The organism is Barnesiella sp. An22 (genome assembly GCF_002159975.1).
GTDB lineage: Bacteria > Bacteroidota > Bacteroidia > Bacteroidales > Barnesiellaceae > Barnesiella > Barnesiella merdigallinarum.
On sequence record NZ_NFJR01000019.1, the window covers coordinates 18,502 to 35,365 of the forward strand.

Below are 16,864 nucleotides of genomic sequence, written 5' to 3' on the forward strand. Positions count from 1 at the left end.
CCGTCACACCCATGCGTCCTTTTGCCCGAAACATCATCGTACCGATACTCACCGCACTCTGCCTGCTCATGGCCCCGGAGGCCTTCGGCCGGCCCGGCAGCGACTATGCGGCAACCTCGGTATTGGCCGAAGGGAGCTGGGTGAAAATATCGACCGACGAGGCCGGCATCTACCAGATTACCGACGAGCAGCTCGCAGCGTGGGGATTCTCCGACCCATCGAAGGTCAAGCTCTTCGGCTACGGGGGTCTCGTCATCGACGAGCTCTTTACCAACGACGACAACTACATCGACGACCTGCCTCAGATTCCCCTCTGGCGGCACAACGGCAAACTCTATTTCTACTCCACCGGGACTACCCGCTGGACGCTCGACAACGTCAACCTCGAGTTTGCCCACCGGCTGCACCCCTATTCGACCCACGCCTACTACTTCCTCACCGACCGGGAGGTACCGGCTGCCGAGATGCCCCTCCGCAACGGCATACCCACCGGCAACGAGAGCGCCGTCTCGACTTACGACGCCTACACGGTACACGAGCAGGAGCTCGTTTCGGTAGGGAAAACCGGGCAGAACTTCTTCGGCGAGAGCTTCACGCAGACCGCCGAGCAGGATTTCACCTTTCACCTGACGGGAGCCCAATCGGCCACCCTGAAGATACGGGTGAACTTCGGGGCCAAAATCAGCAGCGGCGAGGGCTATATACACATATCATACAACGGCACCGAACTGCCGGCAGGCACCGCCAACCGCATCTCGAAATACTACGACTCACACGAATTTCTGCGGCAGGCCACTCCGCTGCACACCGTAGGCCAGGCTACCGAAGAGTCGACCATCGGGCTGCGTTACGAACACAGCGGTCCATCGGAGTATGCCTACCTCGACTACATTCGCCTCAACTACCGGAGGGCTCTGCAACTCTACGACGGACAGGTTGCCTTCCGCTTCATCAACCGCCGGGACAACGATTGCTATCAGATAGGCAACACCACCGACTCGACGCAGGTGTGGGACATCACCACGCCTCATGCACCGCAACAAGTCGCGACCGCCTTTGACGGGCAAACTACCCGCTTCGTCCCGGGCGACATCCAACTGCGCGAGTTCATCGCCTTCGACCCCGGCTACACGTTCCCTTCACCGACCTTCGTCAAGCAGGTCGAGAACCAGAATCTGCACGCATCACCCATACCCGACCTCACCATCATCACCCCCACCGTCTTGCGAAGCGAAGCCGAGCGAGTAGCCCGCCTGCATCAAGCCGAAGGACTGACGACTCTGGTCGTGGACCAGGAGCAGATTTTCAACGAATTTTCGTCGGGAACCCCCGACGCCACAGCCTATCGCCGATTGATGAAGATGTTTTACGACCGGGCTGCCAACGAGAGCGAACGCCCCCGTTACCTGCTGCTCTTCGGCGACGGCTCCTACAACAACCGCCAGGCCATGGCCTCGCTGCATACCCCGCAATGCAACAGCCTGCTCACCTACCAGTCGAAGACCAGCATCGACGAGCGGGAATCGTTCGTGGTAGAAGACTATTTCGGATTTCTCGAGGACGGTTCGGGCACGGAAATCAAGACCGACCGCGTGTGTCTGGGCATAGGCCGCTACCCCGTAACCTCGCTCCAGACCGCCAGACTGGCCGTAGACAAACTCTACCAGTATGCACAGAACACCGACCTCGGCCCGTGGAAGAATACCTTCTGCATAGCAGCCGACGACGGTGACGAAGCCGTACATACCAAACAGGCCGACCAGGGATGCGACACCCTGCTACTCGAAAACACCGATACCCCCCGGCTGGAGTTCCGCGTCAACAAGGTGTATGTCGACTCTTACTACCTGGACCCCGTTTCGAAAAAATGCCCCGATGCCAACCGGGAGTTGATGAAGAATCTCGACGAAGGGGTACTCGTGTTCAACTACATCGGCCACAACGATGCCGAAGTAGGGTTCACGGGCGAAGGCCTCTTCTCGCGATACGAGATGGACAACCTCACCAACAGCCGCTGGCCCCTCTTCATCACCATCACCTGCAGCTATACCCGGTTCGACGAAGAGGACCTGACAGCGGGAGAAAACGTGCTGCTCAACCCCACGGCCGGAGCCATCGCCCTCATCACCACCACCCGCGTGGTCTATACCGACGGCAACGACAAGATAAACCGGCGACTGATGAACCGGCTGCTGTCGCGCGACGAGAACGGCAACTCCCTGCGCATAGGCGACGTTTTGAAACTGGCCAAACGCGACTTCAATACCGAAATCGATAAAAACAAACTCAATTTCGTGCTTCTGGGCGACCCGGCCTTGCGACTATTCTACCCGCAGAACAAGCTGAAAATCACCCGAGCCGGCAGCACGGGCAAACGGTTGGCCGTCTACATGAAACCCGGCAAAAGCTACACGGTCGAAGGCGAGGTATACGACTACGGAGGCCAACTCCTCGACGACTTCAACGGCGAGGTATACTACTCGCTCTACGACGAGAAGAAAAGCTTCACCACCCTGGCGCATCAGGATAAAAAGACCTATACCTACAACTATCGGCCCGACCTCCTTTCCACGGGAAAAGGCTCGGTAGAGAACGGCCGGTTCCACGTCGATGTCACCCTGCCGGTCGAGAACTCCCATTCGGGCAAATCGACCCTGCTCATCCTCTATGCCTGCGACCCCACGTCGGGACAAGAGGCCAACGGATATACCGAGGAGCTGTTTGTCGACAGCATTGCCGGCAATTCAACCCTCGACAGTCAAGGCCCTGCCATCCAGTATGCCGGAGTCAATACCCGCTCCTATGCCGATGGCGCCTCGGTAGCCAACCCGGCCACCTTCTATTGCCAGATGTCCGACCCCTCGGGTATCTACACCGGCAACACGCTGGGCCGGCAAATGATGCTGTTGCTCAACGGTTCGACCCTCGACGACAACCCTGTGCGTTACTTCCGCCCCTCGACCGACGGCTCGACCGGCGAACTCGCATTCCCCTTGCCCACCCTGCAGAGCGGTAACTACACGATTACCCTCCGGGTATTCGACAACGCAGGCAACTCGTCGGAGGTCAACACCACCTTCGAGATTACCCCCGAAACCTCTTCCTATATCCTCTCGCTCGACGAGAACCCGGTCACCGAACTGGCTACCCTGTCGTGCCTCGACACAGAGGGCCGTGAAATCGGAGAGGTGAAACAGGCTCGCATCGCCATCGTCAACAGCCTGGGCGAAGAGGTGTGGTATCGCGAGACAACCGGCAGCAACCCCTTCCCGATTACCTGGAACCTGCTCGACCTCAACGGTCAACGGGTACCGGCCGGCCGATACGAATGCCGGGCCTACCTCGAAACCGAATCCGGAACCCTCGCCACGCCGTCCAAAAAAATCGTGGTCATCACGCAATAATCGGGGGGAATCTCTGTTTATTATATACATGTAATTTGTAATACCCTGTACAATGAAAAGAGGCTTTTTGCATATCATACTCCTTACGCTCGTGTCGCTCGTCTTCCCTACGGGTGCCCTTGCCGCCGGCGGTAATACGACCAAAAACGAATTCAACCCCATCAACACCGGTGTCACCTCGTTGAGCATCACGCCCGACTCGCGCGGTGCCTCGTTGGGCGACCTGGGTGCGGCTACCGACCCCGATGTCAACTCGCAATTCTGGAACCCCTCGAAATATGCCTTTGCCTACAGCCAGGCCGGTGTGTCGCTCTCGTACACCCCGTGGTTGCGCAAGTTGGTCAACGACATCTACCTGGCCTATCTGGCCGGCTACTGGAAGCTGGGCAGTAACGACATGCAGGCTATCAGCGCCTCGCTGCGCTACTTCTCGCTGGGCGAAATCACACTCACCGACAACCAGGGTAATGCCCAGAACAGCATCACCCCCTACGAAATGGCCTTCGATGTAGGTTACTCGCGCAAGCTCTCCGAGAAGTTCTCGATGGGTGTCGTATTCCGCTACATCTACTCCGACCTGGGTTTCCACTACGACGAGTCGAGCGTATCCGACGCCTCGGGTGCTTCGGCCTTTGCCGCCGACATATCGGGTTACTACACCACCTACCCCATCATCGGCCGCAACGAGTGCCAGTGGTCACTGGGTTTCAACATCTCGAACATCGGTACCAAAGTATCGTATGACGGGGGTAACGAAAGTGCCTTCCTGCCCACCAACCTGAAGATAGGAACCTCGTTCCTCTTCCCGCTGGCCGACTACAACACGCTCTCGCTCAACCTCGACTTCAACAAACTGCTGGTACCCTCGACACCTCAGGTAGCCAACTACGAGACCGATGCCGAGTATGAAGAGGCCAAAGAGAAGTGGCAAAACACCTCGCCCATCTCGGGTATCTTCCAGTCGTTCAGCGATGCCCCCGGCGGATTCAAGGAGGAGTTGCGCGAAATCAACTTTTCGATTGGTGCCGAATACTCCTACAACCAGCAGTTCTTCCTGCGGGCCGGATACTTCAACGAAAACAAATACAAGGGTAACCGCAAATACTTCTCCTTCGGTGCCGGCTTCTCGCTCAACGTGCTGAAAATCGATGCCGCCTACATGGTGGCTACCGCACAGACGAGCCCGCTGGACCAGACGCTTCGTTTCACCCTCTCGTTCGACATGGACGGACTTAAAGAACTGGTAGGACATCGCCGATGAAGACACGTGTAGGTTTTGGTTTCGATGTGCACCGGCTGGTCGAAGGCCGGGAGCTGTGGTTGGGCGGTATCCGCATAGACCACTCGTTGGGATTGCTGGGCCACTCCGATGCCGACGTGCTCATCCACGCGCTGTGCGATGCCCTGCTGGGGGCCGCCAACATGCGCGACATTGGTTATCACTTCCCCGATACGGCTGGCGAATATGCCGGTATCGACAGCAAGATTCTCTTGAAAAAAACCGTGGAACTCATCCACGGCAAAGGCTATTCCATCGGCAATGCCGACATCACCGTCTGCGCCGAACGCCCCAAACTCAACCCTCACATCCCGGCCATGCAACAGACACTGGCCGCCTGCATGGGCGTCGACCCCGACGACATCTCGATCAAGGCCACTACCACCGAACGTCTGGGCTTCACGGGCCGTGAAGAGGGAATCTCGGCCTATGCCGTCGTACTCCTCGAAAAATAAACGAAGAGAAAGCTGTCACCCAACAGCTCTCTCTTCGACATTCTGCGTAAAGCCTAACCAAACAATTTTACCGGCATACGAGCTATGACCCAATAAGTAGTTCATATACCGTATTCGTTTATGCCTTTTGCAGAAAAAAGTAAACCGAAAATTCCCCTTCTTTGTTATAGCCCCATCTCGTCGCGGCTCATGAAATACAGAGCCTGATAAAAAATAAAAAGCGTGAGCCCGATGGTTTATCCTATTCGAGGTCCAGCAAAAACCGTAGGTGGATAAAACAACCGGCCCACGCTTGCTTTATGTAACAAGCGCAGGCATTTAGTTGTCAATTACCCCACCTAAGAGAATTTTGCTGATTCCGAATAGAGGTAATTTTCTAAACGCTTATATTTTCAATATTTTCGTCAAAGATATTCTTTTTCTGTTAAATAGTCCAAGAGCTCCCCACACTTTAACATTTCAGGTTTATATGTTTTTTTAGAATATAATTGCTCCCCGCCTCATAAAAGTTAATTATTTTTGTACCCTTATGAAACGTATGGAACCGAACAAACGAGTATTGATAGGCATGAGCGGAGGCATAGACAGCTCTGCGGCCTGCATGATTTTACAGGAACAGGGCTACGAGGTCGTAGGGCTCACGATGCGCATGTGGGACCTGCCCCGCCACTTTCCCCGCGAAGGACAGACCATCCCGCAGTTTGCCCTCGAGGCCCGGGAGCTGGCCGAGAAAATCGGCATCGAGCACCACATCCTCGATGTGCGCGACGAGTTCAAGAGCTCCATCATCAAAGGCTTTATCGACGAATACCTCAAGGGCAACACCCCCAACCCGTGCGTCATGTGCAACCACCTGTTCAAGTGGCACTACCTGTTGCAGGAGGCCGACCGGCTGGGCTGCTCGTGGGTGGCGACCGGCCACTACGCCCGCATACTCGACCGCGACGGCTACCGGGTGCTGGCCCGGGGCGTAGACCCGAAGAAAGACCAGTCGTACTTCTTGTGGCGGCTGGGGCAGGAGGAGCTCTCGCGCACCATCTTCCCGCTGGGTGGAGTCACCAAAGAGGAGATCAAGCGCTATGTCGAGGGCAAAGGATTCCACGAAAAAGTCGAAAAAAAGGAGAGCATGGAGGTCTGCTTCATCCCGGGCGACTACCGCGACTTCCTGCGGGAGCAGTTGCCCGATCTGGCCCAACAGGTGGGAGGCGGATACTTTGTCGACTCGACCGGCCGCAAGCTGGGACAGCACAAGGGCTTCCCCTTCTATACCATCGGGCAGCGCAAAGGGCTCGAGATTGCTCTGGGCAAACCCATGTTCGTCACCCGCATCAACCCGATCAAGAATACCATCCGGCTGGGCGACCGCGACGAGCTGCTCACCCGCCGCATGGTCATCACCGATGTACTCGAGGCAACACCCGGCATACTCGAATCGGCCGGCCCCGTCGACGTGCAGATACGCTACCGCAGCAGTGCCATACCGGCCACCCTGCAAAAGGGCGACACTCCGGGCGAATGGCTCGTCTGCTTCGAGAGCGACGCCTCGGCCGTCACGCCGGGACAGTCGGCCGTCATTTACAGCGACAACACCGTCATCGGCGGCGGCATCATTGCCGACCAACGATTGTTGAAAAAATATAAGGAATGAAACTACGTCTACTCACCCTGCTCGTCGTGCTGGCCACGCTCCTCGGCAGCGAGGCTCAGGAGTGGCATTACCGTCTGTGGTTCAGCAACAAGGGAGAGTCGGGCTACTCTCTCGACAGACCCGATGAGTTTCTGTCGGCCCGGACTGTAGCCCAACGCGAGAGGTGGGGCATCGCCATCGACTCGACCGATCTGCCCATACCGGCCACCCGGCTGCAACAGCTGTCGCAACTGGGCGGTCGCATCCTGGCCGTGTCGAAATGGCTCAACACCGCCACCATAGCCCTGACCGATACCGCCCTGTTCGGCAACATCGAGCGGCTGCCGTTCGTCGCCCGGTACGACTACCTGGGTTCGCCCGTGCAGAGCAGCAATACCGTGAGGCCCCGACAAAAGCAGGTAGAAGAGACGGACGACACCACCTACGGCGATGCCGCCTGGCAAATCGCCCTGCACAACGGCGACCGGCTGCACCGGGACGGATTCCGGGGCGAGGGGATGACCATCGCCGTCATCGACGGCGGTTTCCTCAATGCCGACCGAAACCCGCGCTTCGACCCCGACCGCATCGTCGGCTACCACGACTTCATCGACGACGAAATGGACTTCCGCAACGGCAACGCCCACGGCTCGTCGGTACTCTCGACCCTGCTCACCAACGACAGCAACTACTTCGTCGGCACCGCTCCGCAAGCCTCGTACTGGCTGCTGCGGTCGGAAGACACCGACACCGAATACCCCACCGAAGAGGACTACTGGGCCACGGCACTCGAATATGCCGACAGCCTGGGCGTCGATGTCGTCACCTCGTCGCTGGGCTACACCGGTTTCGACGACCCGCGCTTCAGCCACACTTGGGAGCAACTCGACGGCCGCACCGCCTACATCTCACAGGCTGCCGCCCGGGGGGTACGGAAAGGACTGCTCATCGTCGTGAGTGCCGGAAACGAAGGGGGTGGCGACTGGAAGAGACTGACCGTGCCCGGCGATGTCGACGGGCTCCTCACCGTGGGGGCCGTCACCCGGGAGCGGCAACGCGCCTACTTCTCGAGTGTGGGCCCCACCGCCGACGGACGCATCAAGCCCGACGTCGCGGCATTGGGTGCCGGAGCCGCTACCATCGACCCCGACGGGAACCTGCTGCAGAAAGACGGCACCTCGTTCTCGACCCCCATCATCGCAGGGCTCACCGCCTGCCTGCGGCAAGCGTTGCCCCACCTCTCGGCCCGGGAGATTATCGATCTCATCCGGCAAAACAGTTCGCAATACCTCACCCCCGACAGCCTGCTGGGATACGGTATCCCCGACTTCTATGCCGCCTACCGCCAAGGCTCGGGCACCGAGACCATCCGCACCGGCCAGACTCCGCTGCAACTCACCTACCGGGAAGGCAGCCCCGTCGTCACCATTGGCCCGCTGCCGCCCGACGAGAGCGAAATCGCCCTCGGCATCTACGATCTGGAGGGGGCGTTGCTGCAGGAATACCGCCTGCCCGAAGGGGCCGAACTGGACCTGCACGATTTGAAGAAGGGAATATACCTGCTGTCGGCCCGCGGTCGGCAACACAGTTGGACACAAAAGATACAACGGTTATGACCGAAGCACGAAAAGAGTTATCGCTGTTCGAGCTGAATGCCCGTGTGCGCGACGCCCTGCAAGAGGCGTTGCCCGAACGCTACTGGGTGCGGGCCGAGGTGAGCGAAGCCCGCGTACACCCCTCGGGCCACTGTTACCTCGAGCTTATCGAGAAAGAGGAGGCCACGGGACGAACCATCGCCAAGGCCCGGGCCACGATATGGGCCTCGACCTTCCGCCTGCTGCGCCCCTGGTTCGAGCAATCGACCGGGCAAATCTTCACGGCGGGCATCAAGATACTCATCTCGGTGAGCCCCGTCTTTCACGAGCTCTACGGCTACAGCCTCACCATCCACGACATAGACCCGGCCTACACGCTGGGCGATGCAGCCCGCCGGCGGGCCGCCATCCTGCAGCAACTGCGCGACGAGGGGGTGGCCGACATGAACAAGGAGCTCGTCTGGCCGGCACTGCCGCAGCGCTTTGCCATCATCTCCTCGCCATCGGCCGCCGGGTATGGCGACTTTATGAACCAGATTCAGAACAACCCCTACGGGTATAAAGTATACACGGCGCTCTTCCCCGCTTCGATGCAGGGCGAGCAGACCGAGAGCTCCATCATCGAAGCCCTCGACCGCATTGCCTGCCACGAAGAGCTCTTCGACGGGGTGGTCATCATCCGGGGCGGCGGTGCCACCTCCGACCTCAACAGCTTCGACAGCTACCCGCTGGCCGCCAACATCGCCCAGTTCCCCCTGCCCGTCATCACCGGCATCGGCCACGAGCGCGACGATACCGTCATCGACCTGGTAGCCAATACACGGGTCAAGACCCCAACCGCCGCGGCCGAGTGGATTATAGCCCGCCTGCACGAAGCCGACCTGCACGTGGCCGGCCTCTCCCTGGCCGTGAGCGACGAAGTGCGCAACCGCATCCTGCGCGAGAAGCAGACCCTGCAACGCACCACCTCGTCGCTGCCCCTGCTCATCGAGCGACGCATCGCGGGCGAACGGCACAAGACGGCAATGTGGCTCGAGCAGATACGCCACGCCCTGCGCAACCGCCTCGACGCCGAGCGCAACCGCCTCGACACGATGGAGACCACCGTCACGCTGGTATCGCCCCAATCGCTGCTGCAACGGGGCTACAGCCTCACCCTGCACCACGGCCGGGTAGTCAAGAGCATTGCCGACGTCGCCCCGGGCGCAACCCTCGAAACCTTGCTGGCCGACGGCTCCGTCACCAGCCGGGTCGAAAACATCCAACCTTCGAAAACAAAATAGATACCGATATGGCCCAGAATACCGAACTCTCCTATGCCCAGGCGATAGCCGAGCTGGAGAAAATCGTCACCAAACTGCAAAACAACGAATACGAAATCGACGAGCTGCAAAAGTGCACCGCCCGGTCGCTCGAACTGCTCAAGTTCTGCAAGTCGAAACTCTTCGAGACCGACGAGGCCCTGCAGAAAATCCTGAACGAGCTGAACGAGTAGCCGACCCGTCGGCCGCCCGGCCCAGCGCCCCACATAGAATATATGCGGGGATATAGGCTAAATCAAAAAAAATGTTTAATTTTGTCGCGTTTTTCAACGATATGAATATGACCGAAAGAAAAGTACGGGTGCGTTTCGCACCAAGTCCCACGGGCCCCCTGCACATTGGCGGAGTCCGTACCGCTCTCTATAACTATCTGTTTGCCAAGCAACACCACGGCGACATGATTTTTCGCATCGAAGATACCGACTCCCAACGGTTCGTACCGGGAGCCGAGGCCTACATCATCGAAGCCCTCGAATGGCTGGGCATCCACTTCGACGAAGGGGTGAGCTACGGCGGCAACTACGGCCCTTATCGCCAATCGGAACGCAAAGAGATCTATCGCAAATACGTAGACCAGCTGCTCGAAGCCGGCAAAGCCTACATCGCTTTCGACACTCCGGCCGAGCTCGATGCCAAACGTCACGAAATACCCAACTTCCAATACGACGCCTCGACCCGCATGCAGATGCGCAACTCGCTCACGATGAGCAAAGAGGAGGTCGACCGGCTCATTGCCGACGGCACCCAGTACGTGGTGCGGTTCAAGATTGAACCAGGCGAAGACGTGGTAGTCGATGACCTCATCCGCGGCAAGGTGACCATCAACTCGTCGATTCTCGACGACAAGGTGCTCTACAAGTCGGCCGACAACCTGCCCACCTACCACCTGGCCAACATCGTCGACGACCACCTGATGCTCGTCTCGCACGTCATCCGCGGCGAAGAGTGGTTGCCCTCGGCCCCGCTGCATGTACTGCTCTACCGCGCCTTCGGCTGGGAAGATACCATGCCCCGCTTTGCCCACCTGCCGCTGTTGCTGAAACCCGACGGTAAGGGCAAACTGAGCAAACGCGACGGCGACCGCCTGGGATTCCCCGTATTCCCGCTCGAGTGGCACGATCCCAAGACGGGCGAGGTTTCGTCGGGCTACCGCGAGGCCGGATACCTGCCCGAGGCTGTCGTAAACTTCCTCGCCCTGCTGGGCTGGAACCCCGGCAACGACCAGGAAATCCTGTCGATGGACGAGCTCATCCAACTCTTCTCGCTCGAGAAGTGCAGCAAGAGCGGCGCCAAATTCGACTACGAAAAAGGCAAATGGTTCAACCACAAATACATCCAGGAGAAGAGCAACGAAGAGCTCACGACCCTCTTCATGCCCATCCTCAAAGAGAAAGGCATCGAAGCCGACCCCGCTACCGTGGCCCGCATCATCGGACTGGTCAAGGGCCGTGTAAGTTTCGTCAAGGAGCTGTGGGACCAGGCCGCCTTCTTCTTTGTCGCTCCCACCAGCTACGAAGAGAAATCGGTGAAGAAACGCTGGAAAGAGGATACTCCCGCCATCATGCGCGAGCTCATCGAGATACTGCGCAACCTCGACGACCTCTCGTCGGCTCATGCCGAGAAAGTGGTCCTCGACTGGATCGAGCGCAACGGCTACCACCTGGGCAACGTAATGAACGCCTTCCGGTTGGCCGTAGTAGGTGAATGCAAAGGCCCCCACATGTTCGACATCACCGAAATCATGGGCAAGGAAGAGACCATCAAACGCATCGAGAGAGCCATCGAATACCTGGGTTGATGAATCGTCGCTGCACACATACGCTACTGCTCGTCGCCCTCGTGGCCGCCCTGCTCCCCGCCCGGGCGCAGGAGGTGGCGTGGAGTGTCGACATGACCGCCTTCTTCGACAACCGGGAGTACAGCTACTCCAAGGTCGAGTCGCAAACCTTCTTCGGCACGCGGCTCTCGCCCGAGATAGGCTTGCGTATGGGCAACAGCTCCATCATGGCCGGCGCCTCGTGGGTACAGCCCATCGACGGCTCTACCGACCATGCCCGCATACACCCCACGGCCTACTACCGGTACCAGTCGTCGAGGTTCCGCATGTCGATGGGTATGTTTCCCCGCACCCAACTGCTCGAGAACGTACCGGCCATCCTGCAATACGATTCACTCACCTACTTCCGCCCCAACATCGCGGGTGCCCTGTTCCAGTATGTGCACCCCAAGGGCTTTGCCGAGCTCTATGCCGACTGGCGGCAGGTACAGACCGAGGTGAAACGCGAGGCCTTCATGGTGGTCTTCAACGGACGGTGGCAACCCCTGCCCTACCTCTTCGCAGGCGGGCATCTGGTGATGAACCACCTGGCACGCCCCCGAAACTCGGACGACCGCTACACCGTGACCGACGACCTCATCGCCAGCCCCTACGTGGGTCTGGACCTCACCCCCTGCACCCCGCTCGACACGCTCACCCTCAAGGTGGGCTACCACGTCAGCCTCGAGCGGCTGCGCAACGTGGGCACCTGGCACCACCCGCAAGGCATCCTCATCGACCTGTTGGCCGAGTGGCGGTTCCTGGGGCTGCGCAACACCTTCTACAAGGGGGGCGCGCAAATGCCGTTCTATCCCCAGTTGGGCGCACAGCTCAACCAGGGCGACCCCTTCTACCAGTCACCGACCTACAACCGCACCGACGTATATGCCTATATCTTCCGCAAGAGCTACCTCAACTGCATGGCCTCGATCAACGTGCACTACACACCGGGGCACTGCGACCTGCAACAACAGCTCATCGTGCGGTTCTATCTCGACGACCAGGCCTGGAAAGACCGGGGGCAGACAAAGAAACGAGAATATCTGAAAAACATCTTGTAAACCCGACAAGAGAATTTTTGGTTGGCTATGAAATGTATCTATAATTTTGGAATATATTGCTACAAACAACTGGTCGCTCTGGCCGGCATGCGCAACGCCAAGGCCCGCAAACTGACGCAGGGGCAGAAGGGTATCTTCGACTACCTCTCCCGCAAGGCCGACCCGCAGGGCGGATACCTGTGGATACACGCCTCGTCGCTGGGCGAGTTTGAGCAAGGCCGCCCGCTCATCGAGGCCATCCGCAAGGCGCGCCCCGAGACCCGCATCCTGCTCACCTTCTTCTCCCCCTCGGGATACGAGGTGCGCAAGAACTACGAGGGGGCCGACCTGGTGTGCTACCTCCCCTTCGACCTGCCGAGCAACGTGAAGCGTTTTCTCGACCTCACCCGCCCCACCGAAGCCATATTCATCAAATACGAATTTTGGGCCAACTACCTCAACGAACTGAAACGGCGGAACATCCCCACCTACATCATCTCGGCCATCTTCCGCCCCAACCAGATATTCTTCCGTTTCTACGGAGGCTATTTCCGCCGTATCCTGCGCAACTTTACCCACCTCTATATCCAGAATGAACAGTCGCGCCAACTGCTGGCCGGCATCGGCATCACCAACGTATCGGTGGTGGGCGACACCCGTTTCGACCGCGTGAGCGACATACGGCGCTCGGCCAAGGAGCTGCCCCTCATCGAGCGCTTCGCCCAGGGCAAAAAGGTACTCATCGCCGGCAGTTCGTGGCCCAAGGACGAGGAGTTCCTCATCGACTACTTCAACCGTCGCGACGACATCAAGCTCATACTGGCTCCGCACGAGATTCACGAGTCGCACCTGCTCTTTATCGAGAGCCTGCTGAAACGCCCCGCCCTGCGCTACACTCGGGCAACCGAGGCCGAGGTGACCGCGTGCGACTGCCTCATTGTCGACTGCTTCGGGCTGCTCTCGTCGATCTACCGCTACGGCACGCTGGCCTACGTGGGCGGCGGGTTCGGTGCCGGCATCCACAACATTGCCGAGGCGGCCGTCTACGACCTGCCCGTCATCTTCGGGCCCAATCACCAGCGGTTCAAGGAGGCTCACGAACTGATAGCCTGCGGCGGCGGATTTGCCATCGCCTCGAGCGAGGAGTTCGACACCACGGCCGACCGTCTGCTCGACAACCCCGAAGCCCTGGCCACAGCCAGCCACAACGCCGGCCACTACATCTCGTCGCACACGGGCGCTACCCGCCTCATCCTGAAAGACCTTTTCGGTATCGAAGCCTGACGCTACCGGCAAAAGCCATCGCCCCGCCTGCCAAGAGGAGAGGACGCACAGACCATGCCCGACTCGTTACGCCTCGGTGAGCGAGTCGATAAGCCCCTCGCAGGCATCCTCGAGGATATTCAGCACATTTTCAAAGCCATCGGCCCCACCGTAATAGGGGTCGGGAATGCAATCGACCGGATAGTGCCGGCAATAGTCGGTCACGCGTTGCACCTTGGCCGTCTGCTCGGGCGTGTCGGCCATCGAGCGGAGGGTGTCGATGTTGTAGTCGTCCATGCCCAGAATCAGGTCGAAGCGGTCAAAATCGTCGGGCTGCACCGGACGGCTGCGATGCTCCAGCAGATACCCGCGACGGGCGGCATGTGCCCGCATGCGAGGGTCGGGCAAATCGCCCGCATGACCACCGTAAGTCCCGGCCGAATCGACCTCGAAACAATCGGTCACCCCACGCTCGCGCGCCAGGTGCAGAAACACCCCCTCGGCCGCCGGCGACCGGCAGATATTACCCAGGCATACAAACAAAATCTTCACCGGTTTCTTTATCGTCTCTTTTTTCATTATGCTATGTATTGGAGTCAATAGATGCTGCAAAATAAATAAAAAGTGGGCGAACCCGAAGGGCAATATGACATTTTCATTAAAAAAGGAAAGATTCTCACAAAAAACCTTTTACTTTCGGATGCGATTTTATATTTTTGTTTAGCCCTTAATAAAAAGCTCTAAAACAAAACATATAGAATACAAGAACTCTAAATATTATATCTATGAAGAAAAACTACTTTTTACGCACAGCTATCTTGTTAATAGCTATGTTGTGTGGAGTTAATGCAGGTTGGGCCGACACCTATACCAAAATCTCCACCCTCGACGAACTGACCGACGGCAAATATGTGATTGCCTATGGAACGACTTGTGCAATGAACAACACGAATGCAGGTAAATATTTCAATCCGACCGATATAACGCCTGTTGACGGTTCTATTCTCAACCCCGACGCCTCGATTGTTTGGGAAATAAAAACGACCGAGACCGGCAGCACCATAAGTAACGGTGATATTTTTGTTTACTGCTCGGGCGAAAAAAATGTTCCTGCCAAAGCTTGGGCCGACGGAGACAATAAGTTTTACTGGACCTTCACAGAATCGGATGGCGAATTTATAGCAAAAAGCGTAGGGTCATCAACTGCATTGTATTTGAAGTACAACCCTTCAAGTCCTCGCTTTACGACTTACAAATCGGGACAACAAGACCTGACTCTCTACAAGCTGGAAGAATCGGGTAAATCGAATCCCAACCTGGCCTTTTCCGGCATCACGGGCGATGTAACCAAACAGCTCTCCGAGGGCAGTTACAGCAGTGCAGCCACCTCGGCTTCCGACGCTACCATCGTGTATAGCAGCAGCAACCAGGAAGTGGCCACGATTGCTCAAAACGGTCTCGTTACACTGGTGGCCGGCGGTACGACTACCATCAAGGCCGAAGTAGCCGAAACGGCTACCTACGAAGCCTCTTTCGTAGAATATACCTTGACCGTTGTTGACCCGGCTATGATCAAGACCTTTGCCAAAGTGACCAGCGGTGCCGTAACCGATGGCAAGTACATCATCGTATACCAGGATAGTGACGATGCTACCTCGGTAAAAGCCATGAACACCACCAACGAGAAGAGCTACTTCATGTATACCGACGTTGACCTTACCGACGGTAAAATCGTAACCGACGACCAATCGATTATCTGGGACATCACCACACAAGCCAACGGTAGCATGTCGATCAGCAATGGCGACAATATTTTCGTAGGTTACAGAGGTAGCGGCAACAACGCATACATCTACGAAGCATACACCGAAGAGAACTGCGATTGGACATTCACGTTTGCCGATGGCCTCTTCACTTGCGCAAACGGTTCCGTAACGAACCGTCTGCTCCAATACAATACCAATTCTCCCCGTTTTGCCTGCTACACCGGCAGCCAGAAAAACCTCACCCTCTACAAACTCGATGAAGGCAAACAGTCTGTAACTGTAGCTTTCAACGAAGTTAGCGGCGACAAAGAGGTATTCTTCACCGAGAGCTTTACCTACAACAGTGCCGCCACGGCTACTCCCGAGCGCCCCATCACCTACAGCAGCAGCAACCAGGAGGTGGCCACCATCAGCACCGAAGGTATCGTAACGGTAGTTGGCCCGGGTACCACGATTATCAAAGCTACCACCGAGGGCAATGACACCTACGAAGAGGGTGCCGCTCAATACACCTTGACGGTACGGGCTGCATCGGTTTCGCTGCCCTACTCGACAGACTTCAAATCGGGTCTGGGCGAATGGCTCACCTATGTTACCTACGGTACGACCGAATGGGGTTCGACCTCTTACGGTGCACAAGCCAACGGCTTTAACAAGGGCGATGGCGAGACTTACCTCGTTTCTCCGGCCGTAAGTGCCTCCAGCATCGTGCTCTCCTTCGGTAGCGAAGTGGCTTTCAATGGTCCTGACGCTCAACTCTTCTATTCGAGCAATTTCGACCCCAGCACCATGACGCAACCCGCCGAGGCTACCTGGACCGAAATCACCGACATGGCCACTTGGGCTTCGTCGCAAGAGACTACCCCCTCGGGCGACATCGAGTTGAAGAACCTCACCGCTCCTATCCGCTTCGCCTTCAAATACACCTGCTCCGAGGCCGAAGGTGCTGCCCGCTGGACCATCACCGACCTCAGCATCAAAGAGGGTGTAGCTTCGGGTATTGAGGATGTAGAAGCCAACGGCATGAAGATTATCAATGGTAAGGGTCAGGTAACCATCGAAACGGCCGAGGCTGCCCACGTTGCCATCTATGCCCTCACCGGTGCACAAGTACGTCAACTCAACCTCACCGAAGGTACCAACATCGTAGAGCTGCCTGCCGGCATCTACGTAATCGGTCGCCAGAAAGTGGTTGTATTCTAATCGCACTCAACCATTCATCATACAGAGGAGACGGGCGCGCGCCCGTCTCCTTTTTTATGCCCGCCCGCCGACCTCATCGAGCCGACCATCCCCG

At 57.8% G+C, this 16,864-nt stretch carries 12 protein-coding genes; 11 read left to right on the forward strand and 1 reads right to left on the reverse strand.

Going from position 1 to position 16,864, the window contains the following annotated elements:
- The first annotated feature begins 11 nt into the window (after positions 1–11).
- The 10 genes from porU (at position 12) to B5F38_RS12990 (ending at position 13,822) form a co-directional block, all read left to right on the forward strand.
- Positions 12–3,404 carry a type IX secretion system sortase PorU gene (porU, locus tag B5F38_RS12945; protein ID WP_087409567.1) on the forward strand — a complete coding sequence of 1,131 codons (3,393 nt, stop codon included), beginning with the start codon at positions 12–14 and terminating at the stop codon, positions 3,402–3,404.
- A gap of 52 nt (positions 3,405–3,456) precedes the next feature.
- Complete coding sequence (gene porV, locus B5F38_RS12950; RefSeq protein ID WP_087409568.1) at positions 3,457–4,665, forward strand: type IX secretion system outer membrane channel protein PorV; 1,209 nt, start codon at positions 3,457–3,459, stop codon at positions 4,663–4,665.
- The gene (ispF, locus tag B5F38_RS12955) at positions 4,662–5,138 is read left to right on the forward strand and encodes a 2-C-methyl-D-erythritol 2,4-cyclodiphosphate synthase (protein WP_087409569.1); all 477 of its coding nucleotides are present in this window, start codon (positions 4,662–4,664) and stop codon (positions 5,136–5,138) included. The genes porV and ispF overlap by 4 nt, the downstream gene beginning before the upstream one ends.
- A gap of 538 nt (positions 5,139–5,676) precedes the next feature.
- Positions 5,677–6,786 carry a tRNA 2-thiouridine(34) synthase MnmA gene (mnmA, locus tag B5F38_RS12960; protein WP_087409570.1) on the forward strand — a complete coding sequence of 370 codons (1,110 nt, stop codon included), beginning with the start codon at positions 5,677–5,679 and terminating at the stop codon, positions 6,784–6,786.
- The gene (locus B5F38_RS12965; protein WP_087409571.1) at positions 6,783–8,381 is read left to right on the forward strand and encodes a S8 family serine peptidase; all 1,599 of its coding nucleotides are present in this window, start codon (positions 6,783–6,785) and stop codon (positions 8,379–8,381) included. Before mnmA ends, B5F38_RS12965 begins: the two co-directional genes overlap by 4 nt.
- Entirely contained in the window at positions 8,378–9,643 is a 1,266-nt protein-coding gene (gene xseA / locus B5F38_RS12970) for an exodeoxyribonuclease VII large subunit (protein ID WP_087409572.1), read from the forward strand. Before B5F38_RS12965 ends, xseA begins: the two co-directional genes overlap by 4 nt.
- An 8-nt stretch (positions 9,644–9,651) precedes the next feature.
- On the forward strand, positions 9,652–9,855 hold the full coding sequence (gene xseB, locus B5F38_RS12975; RefSeq protein ID WP_087409573.1) for an exodeoxyribonuclease VII small subunit: 204 nt from the start codon (positions 9,652–9,654) through the stop codon (positions 9,853–9,855).
- 107 nt (positions 9,856–9,962) lie between these two features.
- Entirely contained in the window at positions 9,963–11,480 is a 1,518-nt protein-coding gene (gene gltX / locus B5F38_RS12980) for a glutamate--tRNA ligase (RefSeq protein ID WP_087409588.1), read from the forward strand.
- On the forward strand, positions 11,480–12,559 hold the full coding sequence (locus B5F38_RS12985) for a hypothetical protein (protein WP_087409574.1): 1,080 nt from the start codon (positions 11,480–11,482) through the stop codon (positions 12,557–12,559). The genes gltX and B5F38_RS12985 overlap by 1 nt, the downstream gene beginning before the upstream one ends.
- Positions 12,560–12,586: 27 nt before the next feature.
- Positions 12,587–13,822, forward strand: coding sequence for a glycosyltransferase N-terminal domain-containing protein (locus B5F38_RS12990; protein ID WP_087409589.1), 1,236 nt, complete (start codon positions 12,587–12,589; stop codon positions 13,820–13,822).
- Between the two features lie 66 nt (positions 13,823–13,888).
- On the opposite strand, the gene B5F38_RS12995 is transcribed toward B5F38_RS12990, so the two are convergent.
- Positions 13,889–14,380, reverse strand: a complete 492-nt coding sequence (locus tag B5F38_RS12995) for a low molecular weight protein-tyrosine-phosphatase (protein ID WP_087409575.1) — start codon at positions 14,378–14,380, stop codon at positions 13,889–13,891.
- 251 nt (positions 14,381–14,631) lie between these two features.
- Here B5F38_RS12995 and B5F38_RS13000 point away from each other — a divergent pair, with 251 nt between their 5' ends.
- Positions 14,632–16,770, forward strand: a complete 2,139-nt coding sequence (locus tag B5F38_RS13000) for an Ig-like domain-containing protein (RefSeq protein ID WP_158096882.1) — start codon at positions 14,632–14,634, stop codon at positions 16,768–16,770.
- The last annotated feature ends 94 nt before the right edge of the window (positions 16,771–16,864 follow it).

Coding starts and splice junctions, on each gene's coding strand:
- porU (WP_087409567.1), top strand. CDS start 12: ATGCGTCCTTTTGCCCGAAACATCATCGTACCGATACTCACCGCACTC.
- porV (WP_087409568.1), top strand. CDS start 3,457: ATGAAAAGAGGCTTTTTGCATATCATACTCCTTACGCTCGTGTCGCTC.
- ispF (WP_087409569.1), top strand. CDS start 4,662: ATGAAGACACGTGTAGGTTTTGGTTTCGATGTGCACCGGCTGGTCGAA.
- mnmA (WP_087409570.1), top strand. CDS start 5,677: ATGGAACCGAACAAACGAGTATTGATAGGCATGAGCGGAGGCATAGAC.
- B5F38_RS12965 (WP_087409571.1), top strand. CDS start 6,783: ATGAAACTACGTCTACTCACCCTGCTCGTCGTGCTGGCCACGCTCCTC.
- xseA (WP_087409572.1), top strand. CDS start 8,378: ATGACCGAAGCACGAAAAGAGTTATCGCTGTTCGAGCTGAATGCCCGT.
- xseB (WP_087409573.1), top strand. CDS start 9,652: ATGGCCCAGAATACCGAACTCTCCTATGCCCAGGCGATAGCCGAGCTG.
- gltX (WP_087409588.1), top strand. CDS start 9,963: ATGACCGAAAGAAAAGTACGGGTGCGTTTCGCACCAAGTCCCACGGGC.
- B5F38_RS12985 (WP_087409574.1), top strand. CDS start 11,480: ATGAATCGTCGCTGCACACATACGCTACTGCTCGTCGCCCTCGTGGCC.
- B5F38_RS12990 (WP_087409589.1), top strand. CDS start 12,587: ATGAAATGTATCTATAATTTTGGAATATATTGCTACAAACAACTGGTC.
- B5F38_RS12995 (WP_087409575.1), bottom strand. CDS start 14,380: ATGAAAAAAGAGACGATAAAGAAACCGGTGAAGATTTTGTTTGTATGC.
- B5F38_RS13000 (WP_158096882.1), top strand. CDS start 14,632: ATGTTGTGTGGAGTTAATGCAGGTTGGGCCGACACCTATACCAAAATC.